The following is a 26,123-nucleotide window of genomic DNA, read 5'->3' as shown; positions in this document are numbered from 1 at the left end:
AATGCAGGTATGCGGATAGACGAGCTTGCCGCGCTGGTCGGGATACCCACCCGCATCGTGCGCCGCCACCACCCTCACCTGCGCCTCCTCCCGGATTCCGACGTGCTCGCACAGCGACACGGCCGCCATGAACGACCCGACGACCTCGACGATGCCGAGCCCGGCGACCTGCGCGTCGCTCCGCTCACCGCCCGGCCGACCGCCCCGCCCGCCGCCGTGAAGATGCTCGAGGAGACAGCGTGATGGTCAAAATCGCACGCGCCGCCCTTTTCACCGTGTTGCCGGCCGAGCTGCTGCTCATGGTGATGCTCGTGTCAGGGGTGTCGCCACCCGACCCGGTCGTCGTGGCCGTCGAGACGGCCGTCGTGCTGGTGTTCATCCTGGTGGCCGCGAGCGCGTACCGGCTCTCCAGGGCCGAGCGCCTGCGTGGTGAGGAGCGGCGGGCGGCGCTCCGGGCGACCGTGCATCGCCTGGTGCCCGTACACCTGCGCAAGCTCATCGAGTTCGAGCTGAAGGGCACGGCGAGCATCTTCCTCTGGGGCACGCGCCGCCGCAATGGCGTACCGCCCGGCGCCACCGCCGTGTCGTACTCGAAGGAACAGACTCCGACACTGATGGTGATGCTGTTCCTGATGGGCGTGGAAGCGGTGGCAGTCGACCTGCTGCTGAAGGGGCTCAACGCACCGGACGGGCTGCGTGTCCCGGTGCTGGTGATCGACATCTACGGAATCGTCTGGGGACTGGCGCTCGGCGCGTCCTGCGTCACCCGGCCGCACGTCGTGACGCACGAGGAACTGCGCATCCGGTACGGCGCGTACTTCGACCTGCGCACACCTCGCGAGCAGATCTCCTCGGTGCGGCTGTCCCGCGACTACAACGGCAACATGGTCAGGGTGGCCGACGGGCGGCTCAGCGTGGCGATGTCGTCCCAGACCAACCTGGTCGTCGAATTGACCGAACCGATCGGCGTCGTTCGTCCCCTCGGTCGCCGCGCGGAAGTCACCACGATCCGCTTCTTCGCCGATACTCCGAATGCGGTCCTGAACGCCCTGCAGCCTCCCCGATCCGCAGTGGCCGCATAGCGCCCCGGACCTGGCGCATCGCGGATGCCGTAGTCCCAGGCCCCGGGCGTGATCGTCACGCTGATTCCCGCCACCCGCCGGCGGGTGCGTCGTCGCGGGGTCGAGGATTCACTCGACGCGTGAGACCTCTGTGGAAAGTCGGACCGCGGACGCATAGCCGCGGCCGCCCAGAAGCGTCTGAGGGGTGACAGCACTTCGGAGGTGACGATGGAATGGATACCACGGCGGAGCGACAGTTCCGTGAGTTCGTGGTGGCGAGGTCGGCCGCACTGATGCGGCTGGCCTATCTGCTCGCCGGGGGTGACCAGCACGCGGCCGAAGATCTTCTGCAAGTGGCGCTCACCAAGACGGCGGCACGCTGGGGCAGCGTGGAGAGCCCGGAGACGTACGTGCGGCGCGTGATGTACCGCCAGCAGATCAGCTCCTGGCGGCTCAAGTGGAGGCGGCGCGAGACCCAGGTCGCCGTCCTTCCCGATGAGGCGCGGTACGACGACACGCCGGCCGTGGACCTGAAGGTCACCGTCCGCAGAGCCCTGGCGCGGATCACGCCCAGGCAGCGGGCCGTACTGGTCCTTCGGTTCTTCGAGGACCTGCCCGAAGCGGAGGTCGCGCGCATACTCGGCTGCAGCGTCGGCACGGTGCGCAGCACGACCCACCGCTCGCTCGCTCGGTTGCGCGAGCTGGCTCCCGAACTCAACGAACTGAGGCCTACTGAGGAGGTCCTACCGTGAAGCTGGACATGCTCATCAAGAGCGCCTGTGATGACTGGTCCGCGGAGGCACAGGTACCCGCCGGCCTGGCCGACCGGGCGCTGCGGAGACGCACCCGGCGGCGTACCCCCAGGGTGGTGCTGGCCGCGGGTTCGACGGCACTCCTCGTTGGGGTCGGCGTGGCGGTGGTCTCCGTGGCCGGGCCGACGCGGCAGCCGTCGCAGTCCGCGATCCAGCCCGTGCCCCTGTCCGCGGACACGACGTTGCGCACCGATCTCAGCAGCTCGTTCCCGCGCCGTCTCGTCGCAGCCGGACACACCGCCGTCGCCGCCTACTACACGACCCACATGCGGTCGTCGGGCAACGGTCCGAAGGCGATCGAGCGCACGTGGCATCTGTACTCCCCGGCGTCGGGCACGTACCAGAAGACCTCCTGGGCGTACCTCGATGTCGCACCCGGCATGCACCACGCCGCCGTGCTCGAAGCGCTGCCCAGCTCCCGGGTCGGCATTCTGGACATGAAGACGCAACGGGTCACCCGCTGGATACCGGTAGGGCACCCGGTCGGCGGTGTGGCCTGGTCACCGGAAGGGCGCCGGTTGCTCCTGACCTCCTACGACAGGAATCCCGATGTGAACGGCGCTCCCGGCTCCAGCTCACGAACCGGCTTCTACGTCGTCGACGCCGGGTCGGGACAGGGTGGCTTCCATGCCCTGCCGGCGGACCGCGACAGGGTCGGCTCCCGGCAGGACCTCTTCTGGAGCAGGAACGGAACGCTGATCTGGACCTTCGTCGACCGCGATCCCGGAAAGGTCTTCTACGACCTCAACGGAGCACGGCGACCCGCGCCGGCGCACGAGGCCGAATGGTCGGAGGAAGCCGGGCTCTCCCCGAACGGCACCCTCCGGCCCAGGTTCGGGCCGAGACCCGGTCCCGCCGTCACCATCACGAACGTGACGACCGGCAAGGCCGTCGCGGTTCTGCCGATCCAGCAGGCCAAGGCCTGGGCCGATGACGACCGACTGTTCGCCTTCGGCTGCGCCGCGAAGCAATGCAAGGGCAAGGGGGAATTCCGCAACCGGCTCCTCCTCGTGAGTCTCGACGGCAAGATCACACCTCTCACCGGATACCGGCGATCCGACCGGCCTGGCGCGTGGTACCCCGTGTTCACCCACCGCTGAGCCGCCTCGGCGGGTGCCGTGCCGGTCCGAGCCGGCACCCGCCGATCACGTCCTGACGGCGGCCTTCGTCTGGTCGTTTGCTCGCCTTGATGTGAATCACGGGGTGCACCGCACCGTGGCCGGGCGAGTATCGGTGCGGCCCGGTCTCCGCCCGGTAGGGTCGGCGGATGTTGTTCCGCGCATGGGGAATCGCGCGATCCCTGGTCATGTACCACGGCGTACCAGGTAAGCACCGACGAGCCGTACGCCACTACAAAGAGTTTCTCGGGCCGGGAGACCTCGCATTCGACATCGGCGCCCACGTGGGGAGCCGGGTGCGCGCCTGGCGACGCCTGGGCGTACGGGTGATCGCGGTCGAGCCGCAGCCGGACTGCGTGCGCATCCTGCGTCTCCTCTTCGGCCGCGATCGGGGAGTCACCATCGTGCCGGGGGCCGTCGGGGCGCGGGCCGGGCGGGCACGGCTGGCCCTCTCCAGCGCGACGCCGACGGTTTCGTCGATGTCGCCCGACTGGATCGAGTCGGTGGCGACGGACCGCAGCTTCGCCCGCGTACGGTGGGACCGATCCGTCGAGGTTGAGGTGGCGACCCTTGACGAGCTCATCGAGGTGCACGGCGCGCCCGCCTTCTGCAAGATCGACGTCGAGGGCTTCGAGGCCGACGTGCTGGCCGGGCTCACCCGGCCTGTGCGCGCGCTGTCGTTCGAATACGTGCCGTCGGCGCACGATGCCACCTTGGCCGCGCTGGACATCGTGGAACGGCTCGGCGCGTCGGCAAACGGCTACCTCTATAACTACTCACCCGTCGAGACGATGCGGTTCGCCGAGGACGACTGGCTCGACGCGGCCGACCTGATCCGGCTGCTGGAGAGCATCCGACCCTCTGGCCGCTCCGGCGACATCTATGCACGCCTGCGGCAGGTCGACGATGAGCCACCATCCGCTCCGGACCAGGCTCAGCCGGGACAGTGAAGATCGGCTTGGCCGCGTAGAGGAGGACGAGGCTGGCGCCTCTTCCTGAGAGGTTCAGCGTGCGAGCAGTGGTTGCACTCGGGACAGCGTGTCCTGGATGTTGGCCTCGGTGATCGTCTCCTGTGCCTCGTTCGGCGACAGCCAGCGCAGCGGAGCGTCCGGGTTCTCCGGCCGCGCCGCCTCGGGAACCCCGGTGGCCAGCACGAACCGCAGGTCGGCGTGTTCGTGCGCCTCCTCCCGGCTGTTCGCCGGGACCGGCACGATCACCACGTGTCGTACCTCCGGGTCCGGCCACGGGGTCAGGTCGGGCAGCCCCGTCTCCTCGCGTCCCTCCCGCAGCGCGATGGCGAGCGGGTCGTGCTCGTCCGGATCGGCGTGCCCGCCGACCAGCAGCCACGATTGGTGGCGCTGGTGCCAGCGCAGCAGTACCCGGCCACTGCCTGGATGCACGATCAGCGCCGACGCCGTGACGTGCAAGGGATTCGACCGGTGCCAAGGATCACCTGTCTCGACAAGGGTGCGTACCCGATCGACGTCGGCGAGTTCCGCCGGGGTCTTCGGCCCGTAGCCCGCGAGGGCGTCGATGACTGCCTGGTGGACTGCGACCATGTCAGGCGTTGCGGAGGTGGGTGAGTAGACGCGCCCACTCAGATCGGGTGAACTCAAGGATGGCGTCCGGCGCTTCGGCCTTGGAGTCGCGGACGCCGATGGTGCCGTCAGTGGCGCGAGCCACCTCGACGCAATCACCGTTCGGCTCGCTGTGTCGTGACTTGCGCCAGCCTGTGTAGTGCTTGGTCATGTGCCCGATTCTGTATGGTCGGTCAGCCGGTTGGCTACTCGGTCGAGGAAGGCGAGGCTGTCGGCAGGGGACAGCGCGGCCTCCCGGAGACGGTCATACATCCCGGTAAAGCGTGCCAGTTCACGCCGCTGGGTGAGAACGACATCGGTGGTGACAGTGTCAATGATCGCCATGGATGGATCGCCCGGGTCGGGGAAGGCGTAAAGGGAGAACGACGCTTTCGGGAGGAAACCACCAGGGATCAGAACGTCCGATGGCAGCACCCGCATGGTGATGCGTTCCTCGGTCGCGATCACTTTGATCAGGTGGCGGAGCTGAGCGGCCTTCACCGTCGGCGGTACGGCCAGTCGATGGATCATGCTCTCGTCGAGTACCGCCTCGTAGGTCGGGCCGTCCGGGCTGAGGAGGTGCTGCTGGCGGCGGGTCCGGGCATCGGCCATACGGTCTGGACGGTAGTCGAGCGATCCCTGGCATTGGTCCAGCTCGACCATCGCGTCGATGAACTCGGGAATCTGCAGGACGGCCGGGAAGGCCGTCTGGTTGTAGCTGCGGATGGACTCGGCTCCTGACTCCAGGTCGGCGTAGAGGCGCTGACGGGGGCCCATGGCGTTGCCGTACCTGTCCCACCAGCCCTTGCGGGCGGCTTCGTGGGCGAGTGCGAAGACCTTGTCGTACTGCCGGCCGGTGACGTCCAAGGCCTTGAGGATGGTGACGATCTCGGCGAGATCGGGGCGGATCTGGGCGTTCTCGAGTCTCGATATCTTTGTGCGGGACTGGTACACGAGCCGGGCCAGTTCGTCGGTCGTGAAGTCGCGGTCCTCGCGCAGTTTGCGGAGCTCTTCGGCGAGGCGGCGGCGTCGAACGTACGAGCTGGCCATCGGCGACCTCCCAGGGCGTGCATGTACGGCGTGTTGACCAAGTCCGATTACTGTTTGTAGACGAATGCAACGCTACGCGTTCGCCGGTCGGTGAGATCGCCGATTGACCGATCAGGAGAAGCCGACTCGTGCAAATCGCGCGTCCGGGTACCGGACGTCCGACTCCCGAACGTTCGCGAATGAGATGAACGAATCAAGCGTCCGGACGGTCCTGGGCCACCCGATTCGCCGCTGCTTGGATCACGGCGTGTGATGAAGCGCAAGGCGTCAAGCTCGCCGACCTGTGCTCTCCCAGCCCGCGGGTGGCCCGTCGAGGATCTCCGCGCCCAGGGCCTCGACCAGCGCAGCTACGCAGCGTGCTGGGCCATGCTCCTCGATGCTCCCTCACCGAGTTCCGGCTTCCAGCGCGATCCCGCGTGGCGGGCGAGGGCGGCGATGAGTGCTTCGTGCTGCTGCTGGGTCATGGGGCCGAGGGCGCAGAGCGGCCAGCGCCCTGCCTTGCCTTGGGGGGAGCGGGGGTGGACCATGCCCGCAGGGCTTATTGAGTTGATGCGCGTCCCCTTCCCCTCGGGCTGGACGTGCAGCGCGGCGTAACTGGGGCCCCAGCGGAATTCCGCGGCGTGCTCCAGCGTGACGGCCGTTGCGAGGCTCCAGCGGAACGTCCGGTGCCCCGCGGGGCCGCCGACGGGTGTGGCATGGCGCGGGTCTGTGGTGGTGATTCCGGCGGCGTCGACGCGGAGTGACCAAGGGTTCCTGTCCTTGAGTGCGTGCCGGTGTCGCCTCCAGTTCAGGGCGGCCGCCCAGAGCTTCCGTCCGTACATGACGTGGAGCAGAATCGCATAGACCACGAAGAGGCAGATCGGGATCAAAAGGTCCTCCACGGGTTCGCCTTCCGAGATCATCACCACCGTCACTCCCGTGCCCACGTAGAGAAGCGGCAACGCAAGGATGGTGAAGAGAAGCCAGTGGCGTACCAGGGGTCGGCGATTGTGTGTCACGTATGTGGAGATGGGTTCCTGCCCGGTCCAGGCGATCTCGAAGGCGTCTTCGGTGTCCGGCGCCTCATGTGTGAGGGCGCGGGTCGGTGCGGTCCGTGGCAGACGCTCGGTGTCGGGTTCGCCGGCTCCTGCGCCGGACGTGGTGACGGCGGACCGGAGTTGCTCCAGGCGTTCATAGACGACTGACGCGGTTTGGGGGCGTCGGTCCGGGTCGCGTTGCAGCAGGTCGGTGAGCAACTGTGCGACGGATTCCGGGACATCCGGACGCAGACTGCGGAGCGGCGGTGGTTCGTCGTCGAGTTTGCGGCGGATTATGGAGAGGGGGTTGCCGTCGCCGAAGGGGGGCTTTCCGGTGAGCAGGGCGAAGAGGACGCCGCCGAGGGCGTAGAGGTCGGAGCGTTCGTCACCGCGCTGGTCGAGGAACTGTTCCGGTGCGCCGTAGAGGGCGGTGCCGACGGGGGCGAGCATGGAGGTGGGGACGACGGTGAAGGTGTGGGTGTGGGTGAAGCCGGCGATGCCGAAGTCGACGACTTTGATGCGGTCGTCGGCGGTGAGCATGATGTTGGACGGTTTGATGTCGTAGTGGACGACCTTGGCCCGGTGGGCGGCGACGAGGGCGGCGCAGATCTCCTGAGTTATCTCCAGCGCCCGCGCCGGAGGCATGGGGGCCTGCTCGTGCATGTGGCGGCCGAGCGTGTTGCCGTCGATGTGCTCCATGACCAAGAACTGCAGGCCGTCGTGGATGCCCCGGTCGTAGAGAGAGACCACGTTGGGGTGGTTGATCTGTGCGGCGGCCACGGCTTCGCGCTCGAACCGATGGAACAGGTCCGGCGAGGCGTCGTCGTCGCGTACGAGCAGCTTGATGGCCACGTTGCGGTGGAGGTCACGGTCGCGGCCGGCCCAGACCTCGCCCATCCCGCCCCGGCCGAGCCGCTCGCGCAACTCGTACTTGCCCGCGATCAATGTGCCGCGCTCCACTGCACCTCCAGTGACCTGCCTTGTGACCCACCGCTGACGGATGCCAGTGTTACGGATTACGCCCAGGGTGACGGGCGGTTTCCGGCGCTTACCCGGTAAAACGGCGATTTGCGAGCGCAAGGTCCGCCAGGAGGACGAGCGGGCTGAAGCCTGGCCGGACTGGCTGTCGCGAACAGTTGACCGTACGGCCCTTGGGCGGCCGGATCGGATGTGCTCAAGGAGGCTCGGGGCCTCTGCCTTTGCTGCAAGGCCAACGATCGCCCACCAGTCCCCGGCCCCCGCTTGCCCCTGGCTCACGAAGACTTCCGCGATGTCCTCCCGCGCAATCGGCGTTAGGTCAAGGACATACGCTGCTGGATCGTCAGCATAGAGAAAGAGCGAGAAAGGGGTGAGAGGACTCTCGGGGATGAGGCGCCAGGGAGTAACTTCGCTATCTGGCACGAGCGAGATGCTACTGGCGGGGCTATTCGTCGGGCCTGGTTCGGGCCGCTCTGCCCACCCAAGGCTGTGCGCGGCCTGGCTCAGGCGACTTTCACCGAGTGGGGGCCGACGCTGATGGTGATGTCGACGTGTCCGCCGAGTGCTGCTGCGTATGCTCGGAGGGTCTCCAGTCCCATTGCTTCGATGTTGCCGTTTTCGATCTGGGAGATGCGGGATTGGGAGACGCCGAGAAGCTGGGCGATCTCGGTCTGTGTCTTGCCGAGTGATTTGCGGAGTTCCTTGAGGTGGTGGCCTGCTACGTAGGCGTCGAGCTCAGCGCGGGCCTTGGCCTGCCGCTCGGGGTCGGCCAGCTCGGGGTGGCGGCGGTGGGCTTCGGCCTTGATGTCCTGCCAGTTGCGTCCCGTGCTCATCGGCCCGCCTCCTTGTCTTTCTCGGCCCGATAGTCGGTGTATCGGGCTTCGGCGAGTGGAATCGCCTCGTCGTACCATCGGGACCATTGCCCCGCTTTGTCGCCTGCAACCAGGAAGATAGCGGCATGGTCCGGGTCGAAGACGAACAGCATCCGGATCTCTGAGCGTCCGCGAGAGCCTGGCCGCAGCTCTTTGAGGTTACGCAGCTCGCTGTGCTCCAGCGTGTCCACCAACGGTCGGCCCAGCGTAGGGCCGATGTCGGCGAGGCGGTCGATGGCCTGCTCGATCAGGACTGCGCTGTCGGGCTCGGACTCGCAGAGCTTCAGGAACCAGGTCTCGACAGGTTCGAGGAGTATGACATCCCATGCCACCCAGCCACTATAACCCTTGGCTCATATCCGGCGAGCGTGGCTGACGAACCGCTCGTAGTCGAATGACCTCCGTGAGCGCCCGCGACGGGCGGGGTCGCTTCCCCACCCTTATGTGCGTGGGGGAGCGACCCCGTTGCGGGCAACCGCAAACGAGCGTCGTCGAGCCTTTAGGAGACCTGCTCCACCGATGGGACGTGCGTGACCTGGTTCCAGGTGAATCGGTACTTGGTGCCGTCCGCCGGGACGCTGAGCTTCAGGTTGTCGCCACCGGCGGCACCGCCTGCGCCGTAGTTCTCATTCCACGAGTCGTTGATCGCGACTTTCCACTCGTAGTCGCCGGCGGGCAGCGCGAAGGTGCCGTGCCACTGGCCGTCGGTCTTGTCGAAGGCCAGACGGCTGTTCACGCAGGCCGGGTTCCAGTCGCTGTCGCAGCCGGCTTCGTTCTGCAGTGACCCGACCAGCGTCACATGGTCGCGCGCCGGCTTCGGTTCGGCGGTGGTCACCGTGATCGGCGCACTGGTGACCGACGGGGAGCCGGGTTCCAGCAGAGTGGCGCGGTACTGGACCTCGGTGCCCAGCGGCAGCTTCGAAACGTCGTCCGTGACGGTGTACGCCGGAGAGGAGGTGTCCGTGCCCAGGTTCTCCCAGGTGCCGCCACTGACGCTGCGCTGGAAACTCACCGACTGTGCCGGGCGCTCGGGGTCCACGTTCGCCTGGACGGTGACCGGGTCGATGTTGGTGATCGTCCCGCCGTCCTTGGGTGCGGTCACGGTGACCGCCGGTGCCGGTACGGCGGTCGACCGGTTGTTGCTCCAGCGGGTGTGACCGGCGTTGTCCAACACGACCGCGCGGTACTGCAGCGGGGTGCCGGTCCGGTAGCCGCTGGTGTCGTGGAACACCTGGTACGGGGCGGAGTCGTCAGTGCCGATCGACTGCCAGGGGCCGTTGCCCACCTTGGCCTGGAAGGTCACCTCGTTGAACGATGACCCGGCGACGTCGGCGGCGACATGCATGCGGCCGTGGGACACCTCCGCTGGTGCGGGCCGGCCCAGCTTGATGGCCGGGGCGGCGTTCGACTCGGGAATCCGGCCGTCCGCGAGGTACACCACTGCGGAGAGAGCCGGCACGGTCACGTCAAGGGTCCGGTCGCCCTTGCTGCGCAGCGTGGACGGGCCGGCGCCGTACACCTTCTGGAAGCCGCGGTCGCCGACGTAGGTGGGAATGGAGGCCGACTGCGCCGTCTTGCTGTTGTTGAGCGCGACGATGTACTCCCGCTGCTGCTTGCGGTCGATGCGGGAGAACGCGAAGACGCCCGCGCCGTCGGAGGCGTAGCGCACCTGCTGGGCGCCGTTGCGCAGGGCAGGGTGCCGCTTGGTGATCGCGGCCAGCTCGCTGAGCGTACGGTAGAGCGGGTGGTCGGTGCGGAAGTTGTCGACCGCGTGGGTCGAGTCCGTGCCGACCAGATCGTCCTTGAGGTACTCCGGCACCTTGCTGGCGAACATCGTCTGTCGGGCCAGCTGGTCCCCACCCGTACCAGTGAAGCCCTGCTCATCGCCGTAGTAGACGACCGGGTTGCCGCGCGAGAAGTACATCAGCTCGTGGGCGAGGCTGTCCCGGGCGACCAGCTCCGTGTCGTTCGCCCCCGGGTTGTCGCGGGTGAGGAAGTAGCCGATGCGCCCCATGTCGTGGTTGCCGAGGAAGGTCGGCAGCTCGTAGGCGTTGGAGTCCGCGTCGGTGTACCAGTCATCGTTTCGGAAGAACTGCGCCAGCGCCGCGTTGCCCCGGCTCCGGGACGCGAAGTTCCGCGCGGCGTCCTGGAACGGGAAGTCCAGGATCGCCTGCATCTTGTTGTGCGTCGTGTAGTGGGAGGTGAAGCTCTTCGCCGCGGCGTCGCTGCCGTCGAGGGCCACCTCACCGAACATGAAGAAGTCCGGCTTGCCGTTCGCCCGTGCGTACTGCAGGAGGCCTGGTCCGAACTTGTGCCAGAACTCGTCATCGACGTGCTTCATCGTGTCGATCCGGAAGCCGTCGATGCCGAAGTCCTTGATCCACGCCTTGTAGATGTCCGTGAACCCGTTGACGACGCGGGGGTTCTCGGTCATCAGGTCGTCGAGCCCGAAGAAGTCGCCGTACTGCGAGTCCTCGCCGGTGAATGTGGTGTTGCCGCGGTTGTGGTAAAGCGTCACATCGTTGAGCCAGCTCGGCACCTTGAGGTTCTTCTCGCCGTCGTCGAGCACCGGCGTGTAGGGGAACGACTTGGCCGGGTCCAGGGTCGGGAAGGTCGAGGTGCCCGCGTGGTCGCGGTCGTCGAACGGCTTCCCGTCGGGGGTGCGGTAGGGCTGCCGGTCCTTGGAGACGTACGCCGTGCGCGCTCCCTCCTTGTAACCGATCACGTCGGCGGTGTGATTGGTGATGATGTCGAAGTAGACCTTCATGCCCCTCTTGTGCGCGGCCTGCACAAGTGCGGCGAGGTCCCCGTTCGTACCGAGGTGCGGGTCTATCTGCGTGAAGTCGGTGATCCAGTAGCCGTGGTAGCCGGCGGAGGGACCGTCCTCGAGCTGGACCGCCTTGTTCTTGAAGCTGGGGGTCAGCCAGATCGCGTCGGTCCCGAGGCCCTGGATGTAGTCGAGCTTCGCCGTGACGCCCTTGAGATCACCGCCGTTGTAGAAGCCCTTGCTGGTGGGGTCGAATCCGGAGACCAGCCGGTCATCGCCCAGACCTCCGGTGTCATTGGCGGTATCACCGTTGTTGAAGCGGTCGGCCATCACGAAATAGAAGTCCTCGCCTGTGACCGGACCACGCAGCGAGTGCAGGGCTCCGGCCTGATGGCCGCCCGGATGGTAGGGCTCGGCGTTCGCCGGTAGGGCCATTGACGACGCGGCCATGCCGAGCGTGGCTGCGACGGCGACCATGGCGGTGCGTATCGAGTTGCGCATTGTGCAGACTCCTGGCTCGTAGATCGGCTAGACCGTAGTGCACCGCATGTTTGAGGGAAAGACCCTCTTTGTGTTTAGATGGCACGATTTCGTTTCCCTGACCGGCAGCGCCAGGCGTCGTAGCAGCGACGGCGCTGTTCGCAGAGATGGCCGAGCCCTGCTCAGGAGGTCCGTGTCGTGCCGCGGGCTGTCCGCCATCGCAGCAGCTCAGTACGGCGGAAGGTCGTTCGCCGTGGTGGTCGGTCTTCGTTACTGCCTGACCGGCTCTTCGTAAATGATCTAGTCTTGCCGGATGGGGTTGGAACCTAGAAGTGGCTGCTGTCCGGGCGGATGAACTCCATGATGCGGTACCGGATGTTTTCGTCCCCACAAGCACCACGATGGGCTTCGAGGATGCGACTTCTGTGGTGCGTGGGCCGGGCCTGTGCGCCGCCAAGGTCGGCGACTGGGTCATAGTCATCGACGTGAACTGTTGGCTGTCCGGGAGTTCTGACTACCTGGTTGAAGCGTCGGCGTCGACCGACCTGCACTTGGTTCGGATCTCCGATGAACCGATCATCCTGCATTACCGCGACGGCCAGCAGATGGTGGAAGCGCGAGGTCTCGCCGGATGTCTGGAGATCGCGGCTTGCGACTACGAAGACGGCGAGACCTGCGCGATGAAGCACCTCCGTAAGACCACCGGCGTGACCTTCGGCGAGGACCTGTGGAGTGCGAAGTTCACGCCCTTCTTCCCTTGATTGATTCGGCTGTCTTCGATCCACTGAGGAGGCCGACGGACTTAACCGCCGGGATCGCCGAACCCGCCACGATCTGGGTCGATTCTTCTCCTCGTCAGCCCGGGTCTGTCTCTGTGACGCGGCCGTCTGTGAGGTGCAGACGGCGAGTGGTGTGCACCGCGTCGATCATCCGGCGATCGTGGGTCACCAGCAGCAGGGTGCCGGGATAGGAGTCGAGCGCGGACTCCAGCTGTTCGATCGCCACCAGGTCTAGATGGTTGGTCGGCTCGTCCAGAACGAGCAGGTTCACGCCCCGTGCCTGCAGCAACGCGAGGGCCGCCCGGGTGCGCTCACCAGGGGACAGTGTCGCCGCAGGGCGGGTCACATGCGCGGCGCGTAGGCCGAACTTCGCCAGCAGGGTACGGATCTCGGCCGGCGGCAGCTCGGGAACCTCCGCGCCGAAGGCATCCAGCAGGGCGCCCTCGCCGAGGAACAGGGCCCGCGCCTGGTCGACCTCGCCGATGACCACGCCCGGACCGAGCGCGGCGTGACCTTCGGTGAGAACGGCCCGGCCCAGCAGCGCCGACAGAAGTGTCGACTTGCCCGCCCCGTTGGCTCCGGTGATCGCGACCCGTTCGGCCCAGCCGATCTGCAGGTCGACGGGGCCCAGAGCGAAGTCTCCGAGTCGTAGCACCGCGGAGCGCAGGGTCGCCACCACAGCACCGGCACGTGGCGCGACGGCGATCTCCATCCGCAGTTCCCACTCCTTGCGGGGCTCCTCGACCACGTCGAGGCGTTCGATCGCGCGCTCGGTCTGGCGGACCTTGGAGGCCTGCTTCTCGCTCGCGTCGGCGCGGAAGTTCCGGCCGACCTTGTCGTTGTCTCCCCCGTTGGCGCCCCGGGCCTTCTTCCTGGCGTTCCTGACGCCCTTGCCCGCCCAGTCCCGTTGTGTACGGCCGCGCTCCTCCAGCGTGGCGACCTTACCCGCGTACTCCTCGTAGTCGGCGCGGGCGTGCCTGCGGGCGACCTCACGCTCGGCCAGGTACGCGGCGTAACCGCCGCCGTAGATGTTCACCTGCTGCTGGGCCAGGTCCAGCTCCACCACCCGGGTGACCGTCCGGTCCAGGAACTCGCGGTCGTGGCTGACCAGCACCGTGCCGGCCCGCAGACTCATGACGAACCGCTCCAGCCGCTCCAGCCCGTCGAGGTCCAGATCGTTGGTGGGCTCGTCGAGTAGGAAGATGTCATAGCGGCTGAGCAGCAGCGACGCCATCCCCGCGCGGGCAGCCTGCCCGCCGGACAACGAGGTCATCTGCTGATCGAGGCCGGCCGCCAGCCCCAGCTCGGCGGCCACCTCCCCGGCCCGGTCCTCGAGATCGGCGCCGCCCAGGGCCAGCCATCGTTCCAGGGCGGAGGAGTATTCGTCATCGGCCCCCTCGCGCCCGCCGACCAGGCCCTCGGTCGCGGTGTCCAGCTCCCGCTGAGCCCGCGCCACCCCCGTACGCCGGGCGAGGAAGCCGATCACCGTCTCGCCGTCGCGCCGCTCCCGCTCCTGTGGCAGGTAGCCGACGGCCGCCGACGACGGGCTGAGCGTCACGGAGCCCCCCTCGGGGGTGAGCAGGCCCCCGAGAGTCCGCAGCAGGGTGGACTTCCCCGCGCCATTGACCCCGACCAGCCCTATGACTTCTCCAGTGGAGACGACCAGGTCGAGCCCAGAGAACAAGGCACGGTCACCGTGCCCGGCGGCGAGTTCCTTCGCGACAATGGTTGCGGTCATAGAGCGCCAACGCTATCTCGCCACAGATGGATCCTGTCCCGCTCGAAAATTCGCTGCCGCGCTCACTGGAGTTGCTCACCGAACGGCGCAACGTACGTCGTCGGGAACGTGATTGTCATGAGCAGGGGTCGTGGCGAGCGGCGATGTCACGATGCGGCGCTGATCGCCCCGCAGACCTTCTACGACCTCATCAAAGGATTCGAGGCCGGCGTCGCGCTCTTCTACAGCGCCAGCCCCGGCAGCATCAAACGGGCGCTGGACACCCTGCTCGCGCGGGGGTTCATCGAGGTCGCCAGCATCGAAGCCGGAGGTCGGGGCGGAAGGTGTACCGCCTGACCGACCTCGGTCGTCAGGAGTTCCGCGCGTGGATGACAGGTGAGTTGGCTGGGCCCGATCTGGAGACCGCGGCGCTGTCCAGGCTCTACTTTCTCGGTCTGTTGGAGCCGGTCGAACGCGTACCGGTGCTCCGCCGCATCATGGCGCGCATCGAGACCGATCTCGCCGGGCTCTCGGCCCTCGACAAGCACCTCGATACCCTGAACATCCCTGAGGAGCACCGCGACCTCGCCACCCATCAGCGCGCGACGCTCGACTACGGCATCGCCTCACACCGCTTCGCGCTCGACTGGTTCCGCGATCACATCGACCGGCACGAGACGCCGAACCACTGACGCCGCACAGACGCGGTCCCAAACCGTCGACACGCCCGCCACCTCGGTCTTCTGGCGTGCCACGATCGCTGACAACGGTCCACCGCCCTGCCTGATCATCCTGGGCTGAACACTCTGTTGTCGTCAGGTCTCGGGGCCGGTTCGCGATACGCCCTCACCCCGGCGCCGGCGATAGACGCCGGCGGCTGGTCACGTACCCCGCCAGCAGGTCTGCCAGTTTCTTCGGGCGGCTGAGCGCGACGCAGTGCCCAGCCGCGATCTCGTCGGGGATGATGTTGAGACGCTCAGGTACCAGCCGGCGAAAGAAGGCGGGCGGGAAGAAGCGATCCTGGTCGCACAGCACGAATTTCGTTGGCACGTCTGGCCATGCCTTGAGTGGCCACGGCGAGTTCATGGAGGCCTCGGACGGGTGCGCACGCTCCATGATCCTGAGCGTTTCACAACGTGGTGGTCTCGTGGTTCTGCAGGACGTGGATGGCCTTGGCCAGGTGGCCGGCCCGGTAGGGGCGGCAGCGGAGTTTCGTGAGGATCTTCCAGGACTTCAGCTGCGCGGGCCCGCCTCTGGTGTGAGAAATCGATTCCCGTATCCGCTCGATGTCGTGGAAGCCCACCACAGGCCACACGCTCGCGAAGGCGCACGACCCCTTCTTGCGCCCTCCATCGGCAGACGGACGGTCGGTATTGCACGCTTCCGAGGCGTGGGAACGCCCTTCGGGACGCGGCATCTGATCAAGTGACGGACTTTCCGCGCTTACGAAGGGAATGTCGACCATGACCGGCTGGGTGGTCCTACTCTTCATCCTCGCAGGGGTGTTCATCCTGCTCGGGCTCGTCGACCAACGGAAGTTCTGGTGGATGACGACCGCGTGGCAGTACCGCAATCCCGAGGCCAACGAGCCGTCGGACTCCTCGCTGGCCCTCGGCCGCTTCAGCATGTTCGCCATGGCGGTCATGAGTATCATCGCCGCCGTGCTGGTCATGGACGCCCAGCGGAGCATGGACGAACAAAAGAACAGGCGTCCGACGACGGGGGTCTCGTTCCCATCGTTCCTCAGTACGACGCCGACCCCCGACGCGGACAAGGCCAAGACCTACAGCCGTTCCGAGGTGCGCAAGAAGGCCGAGGCCGTGGCGGCCAAGCTGGTGGGCGAACTCGTATTCAATGTGCGCCCCATCATCACCACGGAAAGCGATGACAATCTTCGCCACAAGGAGCGCAAGGGGAAGGACAAGTACACCAAAGACGGCTGGGAGTACACCGAATACGAGCTGACCAATCGCAAGGGCAAGTACCCCGTCTGTCTGACGGTCCGTGAGCCCGGCCCTCTCCACGACGGGCGGTGGAGGATCGATTCCGCAAAGGTACGCAACGGACGCTGCTGATCGGGCACGGGGGCGCACGTGCCGCGTTCATCCGAGAACTGCTGCAAATTTGTGAAGACGTGGGATTTCGTGTCGGTGGCTGCCGCCGAATGGGCGTGTACGACAGGGGGCCGAGCTCCGTCGTAGGCTGAATCTCGCACGCGACAGGAGGCTGAGGTGGCCGAGACAACGGTGGCCGAGGTGATGGCCGAGCTGGCCGAGCTCGAGGACCCGAGGGCACGCGAGGTGAACGAGAAACACGGTGACGATCACGGTGTGAACCTCGGCAAGCTGCGCGCACTCGCGAAGCGGCTGAAGACGCAGCAGGAACTCGCGTGCCGGCTCTGGGTGACGGATGACACCGCGGCGAGACTGCTGGCGATCCTGATCTGCCGCCCGAAGGCGTTCGAGCGTGACGAGTTGGACGTCATGTTGCGCGAGGCGCGCATACCCAAGGTGCACGACTGGCTCGTGAACTACGTGGTGAAGAAGAACCCGCACTCCGAAGAGCTGCGCCTGCCCTGGTCCGCCGATCCGGATCCAGTGGTCGCGAGTGCCGGCTGGGCGCTGACCGCCGAACGCGTGACGAAGAAGCCCGAGGGCCTTGACCTCGCAGGACTGCTCGACGTCATCGAGGCGGAAATGAAAGACGCCCCGGATCGCCTGCAGTGGGCGATGAACAACTGCCTGGCTCAGATCGGGATCGAGCACGCCGAGCACCGCGCCCGTGCAATCGACATCGGTGAGCGCCTGGAGGTGCTCAAGGACTACCCGACCTCCCCGGGCTGCACGTCTCCGTTCGCGCCCATCTGGATCACCGAGATGGTGCGCCGACAGCACGATAAGTAGGAAGGTTCGCGCTCACGCTCGTGCCGCTACTCCCTCAGAACGCGAATCTGCGCAGCGCGTGGAAGCCGCATCGTCGTAGGCAGGCTGTTCAACGAAGGTCGGGGATGTGTTCGCCACTCTTCGCAGGGCTCTGGGTTGGCGATGAAGCCGGCCACGCAACGTCGTCGATCGCGAGCCACGGCGCGGCGGCCAAGGCCGTGGGCGTGAGCCCGGCGAACGTCTTGACCTCGCGGTGGAGGTGGGATTGGTCGACGTAGCCGCTCTCGGTGGCAACGCTGGCGGCGGCGTGACCCGCCGCGAGAAGGTGAGCGGCGTGGTCGAACCGCACCAGCCGGGCGGCGCGCTTGGGGGTGATGCCGAGCTGGGACCGGAAGCGGGACCACAGGCGCTTGCGGCTCCAGCCGACCTCGTCGGCCAGGCCGTCGACCCGTACCCGCCCCCGGGTGGTGAGCGTCCGCCGCCAGGTGTGGGCGACCTCCGGATCGACCGGTGGGTGGGCGCCCAGCCGTCGGCGGAGGATTTCCGTCGCGATCGTGAACCGTTCGTCCCACGACGCGGCGGCGCGCAGCCTGTCCTCGGCCTGCCCAGCGTCGCGGCCCCAGACATCCTCCAGGGATACCAGCGTCCCGCTGAGCTCGGTCGATGCGCCGAGCGCCGCGGCCGCCGCGACCGGCTCCAGCCGGATCTGGAGGCACTCGCCGACCCCCCGGCCGGTTGCCCGAAGATTGCCGGGGAGGAGCCCGACGACGACACTGCCGCGCTCTTGCCGGCCATGGGTGTCGCAGACGATGCCTTTTCCCTCGCTCAGGTCGACGAGCAGGGTGACGGACGGGTGCGCGACCATGGCGATGTCGACGAGTGCGGGGGCACGATGGCGGAACCCGGCCATGCTGATCCCCGGCAGCCGAGCGGACGGGCGCGGGACAGCGACCTTCACCTGCGCCCAGTCGGGGTCCAGCACGTGACGAGTCTAGGCCTCAGGATCGCGGGCGGGGGTGTCAGCGGCTTGTTGCCGTGAAGCCCAGCAGCAGTTTGCTGGTCGTCTCGGGTTCTTCGAACATGGGCAGGTGCCCGACACCGGGCAGCAGCTCGACCCGGGCGTCCGGTACCGCGTCGTACTGGTGCGCCGACGACGGCTCCCAGCGGGGGTCGGCAGCGCCGAAGATCACCAGTAGCGGGACCTCGAGGGCGGCCAGACGCTCGGGCACGCTCCGCTCGGCGATGTACGCGCCGTTCCGGCGCAGCACCGTCCTGAACGCGCGGTAGGTGATGCCCCGCAGTTCGGCGACCATGTCGTTCGGGATGTTCACCGGGCGAGCGGCCGTCGCGCTGATCCCATTGCGGATCATCGCGTCCGAACGCCTCGACCACAGCAGCGGGCCGAAAGGCGGGCCCAACAGGACCCGGAGGATGAACGGCTGCGGAAGGAGCGCATTGGGACTCGGGCCGGTGCTGATCAGCACGAGCGACTTCACCAGGTCGGGGCGCTGTTCGGCCAGCGCGGTGGCGACGTAGCCGCCGCTGGAGTGCCCGACCACGGCGACGGGACGAAGGCTGAGGTCGTCGAGCACCGCCGCCACCCGGCCCGCCTGGTCGGGCACGTCGTACGACGGCGCGGGCGGGGACTGGCCGCAGCCTGGGAGGTCGAGCCGGATGAGGTGATGGTGGCCGGCGAGTTCCGGGACCATCGGGCTCCAGGAGGCGCCCGAGGCCCCCGATCCGTGGATGAGCAACAACGGCGGCGCCTGCCGCGGGCCGTCGTGGACCACGTGCATCCCATGCGAATGCTCAACGTCGTACTCACTCATGCAGAGACCATGCACGGGCGCCCGACCATCAGTCTTGGACAAATGTTCCCGCGGAGGGCCGCGCTGTCATCGGCTACCGGCGGGCGCGGGCGGGACTGCGCCGGCGGGCAGCACGTGCAGCCGGACGCCGAACAGGGTGATCGGGTCTTCGTCCCCGGCGGCGTGGAACCGTGGCGTTCTGCTATGGAAATTACCTACCCCATCTCCGAGGTTTCGTGAACTTCATGGAGTTCCCCGGTAGCTCCCATTAGGCGGCGAGGCGGCCGTCGTCCAAGCGGACGATCCGGTCGCAGCGGTCGGCCACCTCGGGGTCGTGGGTGGCGAGGACGAGGGCGGCTCCGCGGTCGGCCTGGGCGAGCAGGCGGTCCAGCACCAGGTCGCGGTGGACGGGGTCCTGCTCGGCTGTGGGCTCGTCGGCGAGGATGACGGCGGGCCGCCTGGCGAGGGCGAGTGCGACCGCCATGCGCTGCTGCTGTCCGCCCGACAACTGGTCGGTCAGGTGGGTGGCGAACGGGCCCAGGCCGACCGTCTCCAGCGCTTCGGCCGCGGTACGGCGTGCCTCGGCGGGCGAGTGGCCGGTCGCGTGCAGGACGACCTCGATGTTCTCCTCGGCGGTCAGCAGCGAGACCAGGCCGTAGCCCTGGAGGATCAAGGCGATCTGTCGCCGTCGGTCACCGTCGACGGGTTCGCCGCGGAATAGGACACGGCCCTGGGTGGGGCGGATGATCCCGGCCAGCAGGCCCAGCAGCGTCGACTTGCCCGATCCCGACGGGCCGATGAGCGCGACCCGTTCGCCGGCCGTGACCGAGACGCTCACGTCGTCCAGGATCCACCGTCCGTCCACGACATGGCCCAGGTTCTGCCCGCACAGGATGTCCATCTGGTCACCGTCCATCTGGTCACTCCGTGGCCCGGCGGAGCTCGGCGCCGTGCGCGAGCAGGCGGACCTTGGCCCGCGAGCCCGGCGGCAGCACCTCCTGCACATGCGGCGGCAATTGTACGGAGCCGTCACGGCCGACGACGACGTACTCCTGGCCGCCGCGCCCTTCCATGCCGACCCGGCCGTCCCGGATGGTCAGTGTCCGGTCGAACGCGTCCCCGACCGCGGGGTCGTGCGTCACCACCACCACAGTGGTGCCCAACTGCTGGTTCGCCCATTTCAGCAGGTCGATGACCCGTTCGGAGGATCGGAGGTCGAGCTGGCTGGTCGGTTCGTCGGCGAGGAGCAGCCGCGGCCCGTGGGCCAGCGCGATCGCCACCGCGAGGCGCTGCTGCTCGCCGCCGGACAGCCGCCCGGCCGGTCGGCGTGCCACCTCGGACAGGCCGACGCGATCCAGCAGTTCGTCGATCGGGCGGGCGGACCGGCCGGCGCGCCCGATGCGCCGCGCGAAGGTGATGTTGCCGGCGGCGGAGGCGTACGGCAGCACGTTGCGGGCGGGATTCTGCAGCACGATCCCCATCTGGCGGGACCGCAACCGGGTCAGCGCATGGGTGCTCAGGCCGCCCACGTCACGGTCCAGTACGCGCAGCCTCCCGGCGCTGGGCCGCAGCAGACCGGCCAGCAGCCACAGCAGGGTCGTCTTGCCCGATCCGGACGGACCGAGCAGCGCGACGGCCTCGCCCTCCGCGATCTGCAGATCCACGCCGCGCAGCGCCACCACCTCATCGTCGTCCAGGTGGTAGATGTGGACGACGTTCTCGCAGCTGATGACGCTCACGGCGGCTGCTCCCGCAGTTGCTCGGCGCCGATCCGGCGCATGATCGACACGGTGCTTAGCCACGCTCCCGCGGCGACCAGCGCGGCGGTGGCGGCGATGACGCCGCCGAGCAGGACCGGATCCGGCGCGTAGTGCAGCGGAGGAGCCGCCGGAGGCCGGGAGAACTGCGGTACGGCCGGCAGCGCCAGCCATACCACGGCAAGGCCGGCGCCGACGCCCACCAACAGACCATGGCCGAGGACGATCCCCTGCTCGGTGAGCAGGCCGCGTCGCAGGGCGCGCCGACGGGCACCCGCGACGTTCAACGCGGCCATCTCGTACGACCGCCGCCGACCCGAGGTGTACAGGCTCAGCATCACACCGGCGACGGCGAGGGCCGCCACCACCGCCGTGTCGGCGAGCATGAGGGTGAGCGCGAGGCCTGGACCGCGACGGCCCAGATCGCGGGCGACGTCCTCGGCCCGCCGCTCGGCCAGGAGCCTCACCCTCGCGGCGCGCACCCGCGCCTTGACGGCCTCCGCGGCCTTCGCGGTGACCCAGATCTGATATTCGGTACGGTCCGCGACCACACCGACGCCCGCCCGCCGGGCCAGCTCGCCGTCGACGAGCAGGCCGTTACCGGCCCCGGCGGGCAGCGCCCGCGCGACGGCAACCCGATCGATCGGGAAATCGAGCGCGTCCGAGCCGCTGGCGAGCAGCGGCCGCTCCGTCATGCCCGCGGTGGTGATGGCCGGGAGCCGCGTCGGGAAGGACGCGGGCTCGATCCCCGGGAACGTGCCCGCCTCGATGGAGATACCGACGTTCATACCGTCCGGCCGGGCTCCCACCGAGGCCGTCGAGGTCCCTTGGCCCGTCCTGTTCTGCTTGGTCCGCCACCGTCCCGGCTCTGTGAGACCGGCGTCCACGGGCCGCCACGCGCCCGCTGCCCGCTCCTCGATCGCCCGGATGACGATGTGCCCGTTGAACACCGGCGGACTCGCCGTCGTGCCGTACTTGAACCGCATCAGCCGCAGCTCGCAGCCGGCCATGCAGCGCGGCAGCCGTACGACGCTGGTCATCTCCCCAGCCGGTGGAAGCGAGCCCAGCGGCAGGTCGACGGGGTCGGACTGGCCGGGAACCGCAAGCTCCGCGTGCAGCCCGAGGACGTGATCCTTGACCGGCCCGCCGTTCACGGTGAGGCTTTTGACCTCGATGCCGATCCGCATCTGGTCGCCGCTCAGCCGGACCGCCGGTGCCGACGGCGACCGGAGCCGGGGCAGCAGGGACCGCAGCGGGGTGTCGGCGAAGTCGGGCCGCCAGTACGCCACGTGCGCGAACCTGTCGGGGTCCACGCCGATGGTGACCGGCGCGCCGGATTCGGCGTGCCGCATGACCAGGACTCCGGCCGCGGCGCGTCCACCCGGATCGATGGTGCGGACGAAGGCCGCCAACGACTCGCTCGGCGGCGGCGTGATCGTCAGCGCCACCGGGGCGCCCACCTGGGTGGCGGCGACCGCTCTATGGTTGGCCCGTGCCGTCGACCAGGCCGCTACGGCGAAGACCACCAGGGTGAACGCGGTGGTCAGCGTCACCGTCGTCCGCACGCCACCGGGGCGCCGCGCGACCTGACGCAACGCGAGGAACAGACCGATTCCACGGCGTCGACGGCTGTGGCGGAAGAGCGCGCGGCAGGCCGGCGGCAGTGTCCGGGCGGCGACCAGGGCCACGCTGATCGCCAGCAATCCTGGCACCAGCAACGAGATCGCGTCCTGACGGCCCGGCCCGCGCAACGTACCGGCGCCGGCGATCTGCACCAGGCCGCCCGCGGTGAGAGTGATCACCACGGCGTCCGGCACCCAACCGCGGCGCGGCGGTCCCGTGCCGGCCCTGCGGAACTGCTCGGTCACCGGACGGATGAGAGCCGCTCGGGAGGCCAGGACGACCGCGGCCAACCCACCGGCCGCCGCCAGCCCGACGGCGAGCCACAGCTCACCCGGCGCCCCCACGGGGATCCGCGGCCCGAACAGCGCCGCCGACATCGTGGTCGCGGCGAGGCGCCCGGCCAACAGGCCCGCGGGCACCGCCGCGGCGAGCAGCGAGATCGGCTCGGCCAGCCAGAACGTGATCAGCCGGATACCGCTCAGCCCTCGCAGTTTGACCAGCGCGACGTCCGACGTCCGGGCCTCGGCCACGTCGATGACCACGAAGAACAGCAACAGGCAGCACAGCACCACCAGTTGCGCGGAGATCATGAGGATCGAGACCGACAGCGTCTCGATGGCCGTGTGCGCTTCGTCGATAGTGTCGGCGACGGTGGAATTGAACCGGCTCGTCGGGCCGTGCGACTCACTGACCGAGGTTATTCGGCGTACGGACTCGCCGACCGCTTCGAGGTCGTGCGCGGTAAGCCGGTCCGTCCTCAGCAAAAGCAGAACCCGGCCCATAAATGCTGGCGTGTCCGCCCCGGCGAGCAGGGCGGCGTTGAGGGCTGTCGTCTCCGCAGCGAAAAAAGGGTCGATTTGCTCCTGGCTTTGCTGGGCAGGGTCCACCGAGGAGCCGAACCAGTACGCCGCGCGGGAATTCTTCGGGCTGTAGACACCGACCACGGTCAGCGTCACCCGCTGCCCGTCCACGCCGCGCAATGTGCTGGGCGCCCGGGAACCTACTGTCCATCGCAGGTCCCGCAAGGCGGCCGCGCTGACCACGATCTCACCTGCCCGGGTCGCGCACCGGCCCCGCAGGATGGTCAGTTGCGCGCAGACCCCGTCGCGCCACGACAGCGAGGTGTTCGTGCGCCCCGGGATGACGCCGGAGAATTCCATCTCACGGATCGGCCGCTCGAATAGGTGCTCCGAGCCGTCCAGCGCCAGATCCGCATAACTGGACAGCATGCTCGGCGTGATCGGTGGTCCCTGCTGCCGTTGCCGGGTGAGCAAAATCCCCTGGGACGAGGCGGGAGCCTCCGCCATCGTCGTCCGCGTTATGTACGTCGCGGCGGCGTCATGATAGGAGGGCCCGATCGAGGCCGCGGCCACCGCCGTGGCCGCGATCAGGAATACGGCGGCCGACATGCCGCGCCGCCGCCAGATCCCGGCCCAGACAACGGCGAGCCCGCTGAATCTGCTCATCATTTAGCCGGTTTCTGGTCGCACATCAGCTACACGATCGTCGGATGACGATATCTTGGCGGCCTTCCTCGCGATCGTCCAGTAGCCGTAACCACCGATCAAGCCGTTCCATTGGGCAAGAAGCGCCCAGTCCTCGGGGTGAGGCAGCTCCCAAGGGCTGGCCGGCCTGCCCTCCGGCCCCCGTGCCGCCTGCAGCGCGGACGCTGTGATGGCGTTATCTTCGCCGAAGGGGTCGGTGGAGTCATAGACCGCCGTACCGACACTCCAGGTAAGAAAGAGGACGGCGGATCCGGCCGGATGTGGTCATGACAGGGAATGGGCCATTCCCTGTCACATCACGGATCGACCTTTAAGATCGAAAAAGGGCTTCGGAGGAAGATCCGAAGCCCTTCTGACCTGCTAAAAGCTGGTCGGGACGGCGGGATTTGAACCCACGACCCTTTTTCAGGAGTAACAACCACCCAGCTCAGGGGTTCCGTGCCGAGGTAGACGGCGGTTGAAGTGTGCTGAGGGCTGTCCACGGTAGCCGTTGTTGCCGTCAACGGCCGCCGCTCGTCACGGAGTATCGATCATGGCCATTCAACACGGAGCACGTGCACCTCGCGCCGTTTCTTCGAGGACGAGGTCCGTGGCTAGCCCGCGTTCGCCGAAGGCGTGCGTGAGCATGTTTCCCCTGGGATTGGCAGGGTTGAACGGCTGCCCGCTCCAAGGTGCCGTCTCCAGCAACGTGAACAACTCGGCGAGCGGGCGTAGAGCTCCCTCGGGGACCGCGTTGATCTGTTCCTCAGCGACCGGGTCCAGGTTGAGCCGGTACACCTACCGTCCGTTCTCGCGCTCAGCGAGGAGCTCACGCCACGGCCGTCCCGCAGGGACAGCTTCCCCGGCGGCGATCTGACTGGCGCGGGCGTGCATCCGCCGACGCCCTTCGGGGTCGTGTGCGAGTCGCAAGCGGAGATCCACCAGCGATGCACGAAGTCGTTCAGCACTCCGAGATCGAGGTTCACTCGGACCTCATCGAGCACCGCTTTGAGCCCGGCGTCGAAAGCTCCGCGGTCCTGGGGCACCACCAGGGCGGCCCGGATGGCGCGCAGACTCTTGGCCGGCTCGGGTGCGCTGCCAGGGGCGAAGTCGTTTGGTTGTGCGGTCATCCTGGGCCTCCTCTCACTCCCTAGCGCCTACAGAGCTTGCCCAACACACTCCCGCGAATCGACTGCCCAGGAAGGCAGGGGGAAGGCGACAGCGACGCCGCGCATCGGAAACCGAACCTGGCGGCGAGACGGCCTCAGCCTCGTGACCAGCACGGTCGTAAACATCTTCACAAACTGCGACCGTCCGCCGCCCGTTGCCGTCAAAAGACCCCGGGCGATCATCGCTCGGGGTCTTTTGGCTGTTCAGAGAGGTGGGCAGGGGCAGGGTCGAACCGCCGACCTTCCGCTTTCAGTGAACGACGCGTCACAGTCGCGGCATCGCTGCTGACCTGGCATGACTCGATCAGCGCGTGATCTCAGAGTCGGGACTTCCGCACGTATTCGGCACGATCATTGCTCAAGCCCGCGGCATGGGCCCGCCCGGTTCGACGGCCACATGAGGCCTGCGATCTGGGGCCGCGGGCGCCGCTTTGGTACCGTTCCGGTCCATGTCGAACCCCCAGGGTTCTCCGCCGCCGTCATTCGACCCTTCGGATTTCCAGGCTCCGATGAGCGGCCCTCCGGCCGGGGTCAGGTTCGGACTGCTGGGCCCGCCCGGAACCCACCTTCGTCAGTTCCGGCTCCTTGGGGCGATACTGATCACCGGTCCGCTGCTGATGTTGCTCATGCTCTCCCAGGTCGGGACCGAGGGGGGTGAGCCGATGATCCCCTTCGTCACCGTCTGCACGGTCATGGCGGTCGCCGCGGGGGCCGCGCTGGCGGTCGGATGGTGGACGCCGCGGCCGCTGTCGCCGCGAGATCACGGCCACCGGCATCCCGCCGAGACGGCCGAGGCGGCTCTCGCCGCCTTCAGGCGGGCGCTGTGGAGGCGAATCTACCCCTGCTGGATCCCGATTCTGCTCGGTATGGTCACCTCAGGATGGGGCGGCGATGGACTGAGGTTCTATGCCGTGGGCTTCGCGTTCGGCTGGCCGTTGATCGTGTTCCTCGTCTGGCCGAGGGTCGGCCTCATCGAGGGGATGCGCCGGCGGATGGAGAGCCGCGGAGTGCCGTCGTATCTGTGGCAGGCGCTGCTCGCGCCCGCGCCGCCGAGGCGCTGAGCGTCCCTTTCCGGACGGCAGGTGACGCGGCCGGATGTGGAATTCTCCGCAGTGGCCGGCTTCTGGCTGTTCAGAGATGTGGGCAGGGGCGGGCAGGAGGAGCAAAACGCCC

At 68.0% G+C, this 26,123-nt stretch carries 26 protein-coding genes and 1 pseudogene; 11 read left to right on the top strand and 16 right to left on the bottom strand.

Annotated elements, in window-relative coordinates; genetic code table 11:
- From HKK74_RS28475 to HKK74_RS28455, 5 genes are all read left to right on the top strand, one after another.
- The coding region (locus tag HKK74_RS28475; protein WP_222722833.1) for a hypothetical protein at positions 1 to 243 on the top strand (243 nt) is incomplete at its 5' end.
- Entirely contained in the window at positions 243 to 1,082 is an 840-nt protein-coding gene (locus HKK74_RS28470; protein ID WP_187246446.1) for a hypothetical protein, read from the top strand. The genes HKK74_RS28475 and HKK74_RS28470, both read left to right, overlap by 1 nt.
- 212 nt (positions 1,083 to 1,294) lie before the next feature.
- Positions 1,295 to 1,813, top strand: a complete 519-nt coding sequence (locus HKK74_RS28465; protein ID WP_187246445.1) for a SigE family RNA polymerase sigma factor — start codon at positions 1,295 to 1,297, stop codon at positions 1,811 to 1,813.
- Positions 1,810 to 2,973, top strand: coding sequence for a WD40 repeat domain-containing protein (locus tag HKK74_RS28460; RefSeq protein ID WP_187246444.1), 1,164 nt, complete (start codon positions 1,810 to 1,812; stop codon positions 2,971 to 2,973). The genes HKK74_RS28465 and HKK74_RS28460 overlap by 4 nt, the downstream gene beginning before the upstream one ends.
- Before the next feature lie 167 nt (positions 2,974 to 3,140).
- Positions 3,141 to 3,941 carry an FkbM family methyltransferase gene (locus HKK74_RS28455; protein ID WP_187246443.1) on the top strand — a complete coding sequence of 267 codons (801 nt, stop codon included), beginning with the start codon at positions 3,141 to 3,143 and terminating at the stop codon, positions 3,939 to 3,941.
- A gap of 54 nt (positions 3,942 to 3,995) precedes the next feature.
- Here HKK74_RS28455 and HKK74_RS28450 read toward each other — a convergent pair whose 3' ends face one another.
- The 7 genes from HKK74_RS28450 to HKK74_RS28420 all read right to left on the bottom strand — a co-directional run bounded on the left by HKK74_RS28450 (position 3,996) and on the right by HKK74_RS28420 (position 11,752).
- Positions 3,996 to 4,550 carry an NUDIX hydrolase gene (locus HKK74_RS28450; RefSeq protein WP_187246442.1) on the bottom strand — a complete coding sequence of 185 codons (555 nt, stop codon included), beginning with the start codon at positions 4,548 to 4,550 and terminating at the stop codon, positions 3,996 to 3,998.
- Between the two features lies 1 nt (position 4,551).
- Positions 4,552 to 4,740 carry a DUF397 domain-containing protein gene (locus HKK74_RS28445; protein ID WP_187246441.1) on the bottom strand — a complete coding sequence of 63 codons (189 nt, stop codon included), beginning with the start codon at positions 4,738 to 4,740 and terminating at the stop codon, positions 4,552 to 4,554.
- A complete protein-coding gene (locus HKK74_RS28440) occupies positions 4,737 to 5,618 on the bottom strand; it encodes a helix-turn-helix domain-containing protein (protein WP_187246440.1) in 882 nt (293 codons plus the stop codon). Before HKK74_RS28440 ends, HKK74_RS28445 begins: the two co-directional genes overlap by 4 nt.
- Before the next feature lie 347 nt (positions 5,619 to 5,965).
- Positions 5,966 to 7,594 carry a serine/threonine-protein kinase gene (locus HKK74_RS28435; RefSeq protein ID WP_187246439.1) on the bottom strand — a complete coding sequence of 543 codons (1,629 nt, stop codon included), beginning with the start codon at positions 7,592 to 7,594 and terminating at the stop codon, positions 5,966 to 5,968.
- Positions 7,595 to 8,115: 521 nt separating this feature from the next.
- Positions 8,116 to 8,445, bottom strand: coding sequence for a type II toxin-antitoxin system RelB family anti-toxin (gene relB, locus HKK74_RS28430; protein ID WP_187246438.1), 330 nt, complete (start codon positions 8,443 to 8,445; stop codon positions 8,116 to 8,118).
- The gene (locus HKK74_RS28425) at positions 8,442 to 8,816 is read right to left on the bottom strand and encodes a type II toxin-antitoxin system RelE/ParE family toxin (RefSeq protein ID WP_187246437.1); all 375 of its coding nucleotides are present in this window, start codon (positions 8,814 to 8,816) and stop codon (positions 8,442 to 8,444) included. The genes relB and HKK74_RS28425 overlap by 4 nt, the downstream gene beginning before the upstream one ends.
- A gap of 167 nt (positions 8,817 to 8,983) precedes the next feature.
- The gene (locus tag HKK74_RS28420; RefSeq protein WP_187246436.1) at positions 8,984 to 11,752 is read right to left on the bottom strand and encodes an alpha-amylase family glycosyl hydrolase; all 2,769 of its coding nucleotides are present in this window, start codon (positions 11,750 to 11,752) and stop codon (positions 8,984 to 8,986) included.
- Between the two features lie 380 nt (positions 11,753 to 12,132).
- Between HKK74_RS28420 and HKK74_RS28415 the strand changes: the two genes are divergently transcribed.
- Positions 12,133 to 12,492 carry a hypothetical protein gene (locus tag HKK74_RS28415; protein WP_187246435.1) on the top strand — a complete coding sequence of 120 codons (360 nt, stop codon included), beginning with the start codon at positions 12,133 to 12,135 and terminating at the stop codon, positions 12,490 to 12,492.
- Between the two features lie 94 nt (positions 12,493 to 12,586).
- Here the strand turns inward: HKK74_RS28415 and HKK74_RS28410 are convergent, their stop codons facing one another.
- Entirely contained in the window at positions 12,587 to 14,248 is a 1,662-nt protein-coding gene (locus HKK74_RS28410; protein ID WP_187246434.1) for an ABC-F family ATP-binding cassette domain-containing protein, read from the bottom strand.
- 117 nt (positions 14,249 to 14,365) lie between these two features.
- Here HKK74_RS28410 and HKK74_RS40310 point away from each other — a divergent pair, with 117 nt between their 5' ends.
- Both HKK74_RS40310 and HKK74_RS40305 read left to right on the top strand, forming a co-directional pair.
- The gene (locus HKK74_RS40310; protein WP_246492063.1) at positions 14,366 to 14,584 is read left to right on the top strand and encodes a hypothetical protein; all 219 of its coding nucleotides are present in this window, start codon (positions 14,366 to 14,368) and stop codon (positions 14,582 to 14,584) included.
- A gap of 32 nt (positions 14,585 to 14,616) precedes the next feature.
- Positions 14,617 to 14,919 (top strand): virulence activator alpha C-terminal domain-containing protein, encoded by a 303-nt coding sequence (locus tag HKK74_RS40305; RefSeq protein ID WP_246492062.1) that lies wholly within the window; start codon positions 14,617 to 14,619, stop codon positions 14,917 to 14,919.
- A gap of 154 nt (positions 14,920 to 15,073) precedes the next feature.
- Here the strand turns inward: HKK74_RS40305 and HKK74_RS28400 are convergent, their stop codons facing one another.
- Positions 15,074 to 15,343 (bottom strand): alpha/beta fold hydrolase, encoded by a 270-nt coding sequence (locus tag HKK74_RS28400; protein WP_187246433.1) that lies wholly within the window; start codon positions 15,341 to 15,343, stop codon positions 15,074 to 15,076.
- Positions 15,344 to 15,356: 13 nt separating this feature from the next.
- Positions 15,357 to 15,470, bottom strand: a pseudogene (locus tag HKK74_RS28395) (IS5/IS1182 family transposase); the annotation flags it as partial.
- Between the two features lie 220 nt (positions 15,471 to 15,690).
- On the opposite strand from HKK74_RS28395, the gene HKK74_RS28390 reads away from it, so the two are divergent.
- Both HKK74_RS28390 and HKK74_RS28385 read left to right on the top strand, forming a co-directional pair.
- Positions 15,691 to 16,302, top strand: a complete 612-nt coding sequence (locus HKK74_RS28390) for a DUF6199 family natural product biosynthesis protein (protein WP_187246432.1) — start codon at positions 15,691 to 15,693, stop codon at positions 16,300 to 16,302.
- 183 nt (positions 16,303 to 16,485) lie between these two features.
- Positions 16,486 to 17,130 carry a DNA alkylation repair protein gene (locus HKK74_RS28385; RefSeq protein ID WP_187246458.1) on the top strand — a complete coding sequence of 215 codons (645 nt, stop codon included), beginning with the start codon at positions 16,486 to 16,488 and terminating at the stop codon, positions 17,128 to 17,130.
- An 88-nt stretch (positions 17,131 to 17,218) separates the two neighbouring features.
- Here HKK74_RS28385 and HKK74_RS28380 read toward each other — a convergent pair whose 3' ends face one another.
- From HKK74_RS28380 to HKK74_RS40300, 6 genes are all read right to left on the bottom strand, one after another.
- A complete protein-coding gene (locus HKK74_RS28380; protein ID WP_312881860.1) occupies positions 17,219 to 18,091 on the bottom strand; it encodes a helix-turn-helix domain-containing protein in 873 nt (290 codons plus the stop codon).
- Positions 18,092 to 18,128: 37 nt separating this feature from the next.
- Positions 18,129 to 18,938: an alpha/beta fold hydrolase gene (locus HKK74_RS28375; RefSeq protein ID WP_222722832.1), complete on the bottom strand. Its 810-nt coding sequence runs from the start codon at positions 18,936 to 18,938 to the stop codon at positions 18,129 to 18,131.
- Between the two features lie 247 nt (positions 18,939 to 19,185).
- Positions 19,186 to 19,833, bottom strand: a complete 648-nt coding sequence (locus HKK74_RS28370; RefSeq protein ID WP_222722831.1) for an ABC transporter ATP-binding protein — start codon at positions 19,831 to 19,833, stop codon at positions 19,186 to 19,188.
- 4 nt (positions 19,834 to 19,837) lie between these two features.
- Positions 19,838 to 20,656: an ABC transporter ATP-binding protein gene (locus tag HKK74_RS28365; protein WP_187246431.1), complete on the bottom strand. Its 819-nt coding sequence runs from the start codon at positions 20,654 to 20,656 to the stop codon at positions 19,838 to 19,840.
- Positions 20,653 to 23,766, bottom strand: coding sequence for an FtsX-like permease family protein (locus tag HKK74_RS28360; protein WP_187246430.1), 3,114 nt, complete (start codon positions 23,764 to 23,766; stop codon positions 20,653 to 20,655). Before HKK74_RS28360 ends, HKK74_RS28365 begins: the two co-directional genes overlap by 4 nt.
- A gap of 629 nt (positions 23,767 to 24,395) precedes the next feature.
- The gene (locus HKK74_RS40300) at positions 24,396 to 24,911 is read right to left on the bottom strand and encodes a DUF6247 family protein (protein WP_246492061.1); all 516 of its coding nucleotides are present in this window, start codon (positions 24,909 to 24,911) and stop codon (positions 24,396 to 24,398) included.
- 488 nt (positions 24,912 to 25,399) lie between these two features.
- Between HKK74_RS40300 and HKK74_RS28355 the strand changes: the two genes are divergently transcribed.
- Positions 25,400 to 26,011, top strand: a complete 612-nt coding sequence (locus tag HKK74_RS28355; RefSeq protein ID WP_187246429.1) for a hypothetical protein — start codon at positions 25,400 to 25,402, stop codon at positions 26,009 to 26,011.
- Positions 26,012 to 26,123: the final 112 nt, after the last annotated feature.

Origin of the sequence: Actinomadura alba, from assembly GCF_014323705.1 — a bacterium.
GTDB classification, from domain to species: Bacteria; Actinomycetota; Actinomycetes; order Streptosporangiales; family Streptosporangiaceae; genus Actinomadura_C; species Actinomadura_C alba.
The sequence above is the reverse complement of the archived record's forward strand: the minus strand, read 5'-3'. Positions and strand labels throughout refer to the sequence as shown.

Bases quoted from the DNA above. Each gene is read 5' to 3' on its own strand.
- HKK74_RS28465 (WP_187246445.1), top strand. From the start codon at position 1,295: ATGGATACCACGGCGGAGCGACAGTTCCGTGAGTTCGTGGTGGCGAGG.
- HKK74_RS40305 (WP_246492062.1), top strand. From the start codon at position 14,617: ATGACAGGTGAGTTGGCTGGGCCCGATCTGGAGACCGCGGCGCTGTCC.
- HKK74_RS40300 (WP_246492061.1), bottom strand. From the start codon at position 24,911: ATGACCGCACAACCAAACGACTTCGCCCCTGGCAGCGCACCCGAGCCG.
- HKK74_RS28420 (WP_187246436.1), bottom strand. From the start codon at position 11,752: ATGCGCAACTCGATACGCACCGCCATGGTCGCCGTCGCAGCCACGCTC.
- HKK74_RS28455 (WP_187246443.1), top strand. From the start codon at position 3,141: ATGTTGTTCCGCGCATGGGGAATCGCGCGATCCCTGGTCATGTACCAC.
- HKK74_RS28370 (WP_222722831.1), bottom strand. From the start codon at position 19,833: ATGGACGGTGACCAGATGGACATCCTGTGCGGGCAGAACCTGGGCCAT.
- HKK74_RS28400 (WP_187246433.1), bottom strand. From the start codon at position 15,343: ATGGAGCGTGCGCACCCGTCCGAGGCCTCCATGAACTCGCCGTGGCCA.
- HKK74_RS28450 (WP_187246442.1), bottom strand. From the start codon at position 4,550: ATGGTCGCAGTCCACCAGGCAGTCATCGACGCCCTCGCGGGCTACGGG.
- HKK74_RS28470 (WP_187246446.1), top strand. From the start codon at position 243: ATGGTCAAAATCGCACGCGCCGCCCTTTTCACCGTGTTGCCGGCCGAG.
- HKK74_RS28385 (WP_187246458.1), top strand. From the start codon at position 16,486: ATGGCCGAGCTGGCCGAGCTCGAGGACCCGAGGGCACGCGAGGTGAAC.
- HKK74_RS28390 (WP_187246432.1), top strand. From the start codon at position 15,691: ATGACCGGCTGGGTGGTCCTACTCTTCATCCTCGCAGGGGTGTTCATC.
- HKK74_RS28355 (WP_187246429.1), top strand. From the start codon at position 25,400: ATGTCGAACCCCCAGGGTTCTCCGCCGCCGTCATTCGACCCTTCGGAT.
- HKK74_RS28415 (WP_187246435.1), top strand. From the start codon at position 12,133: ATGGGCTTCGAGGATGCGACTTCTGTGGTGCGTGGGCCGGGCCTGTGC.
- relB (WP_187246438.1), bottom strand. From the start codon at position 8,445: ATGAGCACGGGACGCAACTGGCAGGACATCAAGGCCGAAGCCCACCGC.
- HKK74_RS28445 (WP_187246441.1), bottom strand. From the start codon at position 4,740: ATGACCAAGCACTACACAGGCTGGCGCAAGTCACGACACAGCGAGCCG.
- HKK74_RS28360 (WP_187246430.1), bottom strand. From the start codon at position 23,766: ATGATGAGCAGATTCAGCGGGCTCGCCGTTGTCTGGGCCGGGATCTGG.
- HKK74_RS28375 (WP_222722832.1), bottom strand. From the start codon at position 18,938: ATGAGTGAGTACGACGTTGAGCATTCGCATGGGATGCACGTGGTCCAC.
- HKK74_RS40310 (WP_246492063.1), top strand. From the start codon at position 14,366: ATGAGCAGGGGTCGTGGCGAGCGGCGATGTCACGATGCGGCGCTGATC.
- HKK74_RS28440 (WP_187246440.1), bottom strand. From the start codon at position 5,618: ATGGCCAGCTCGTACGTTCGACGCCGCCGCCTCGCCGAAGAGCTCCGC.
- HKK74_RS28410 (WP_187246434.1), bottom strand. From the start codon at position 14,248: ATGACCGCAACCATTGTCGCGAAGGAACTCGCCGCCGGGCACGGTGAC.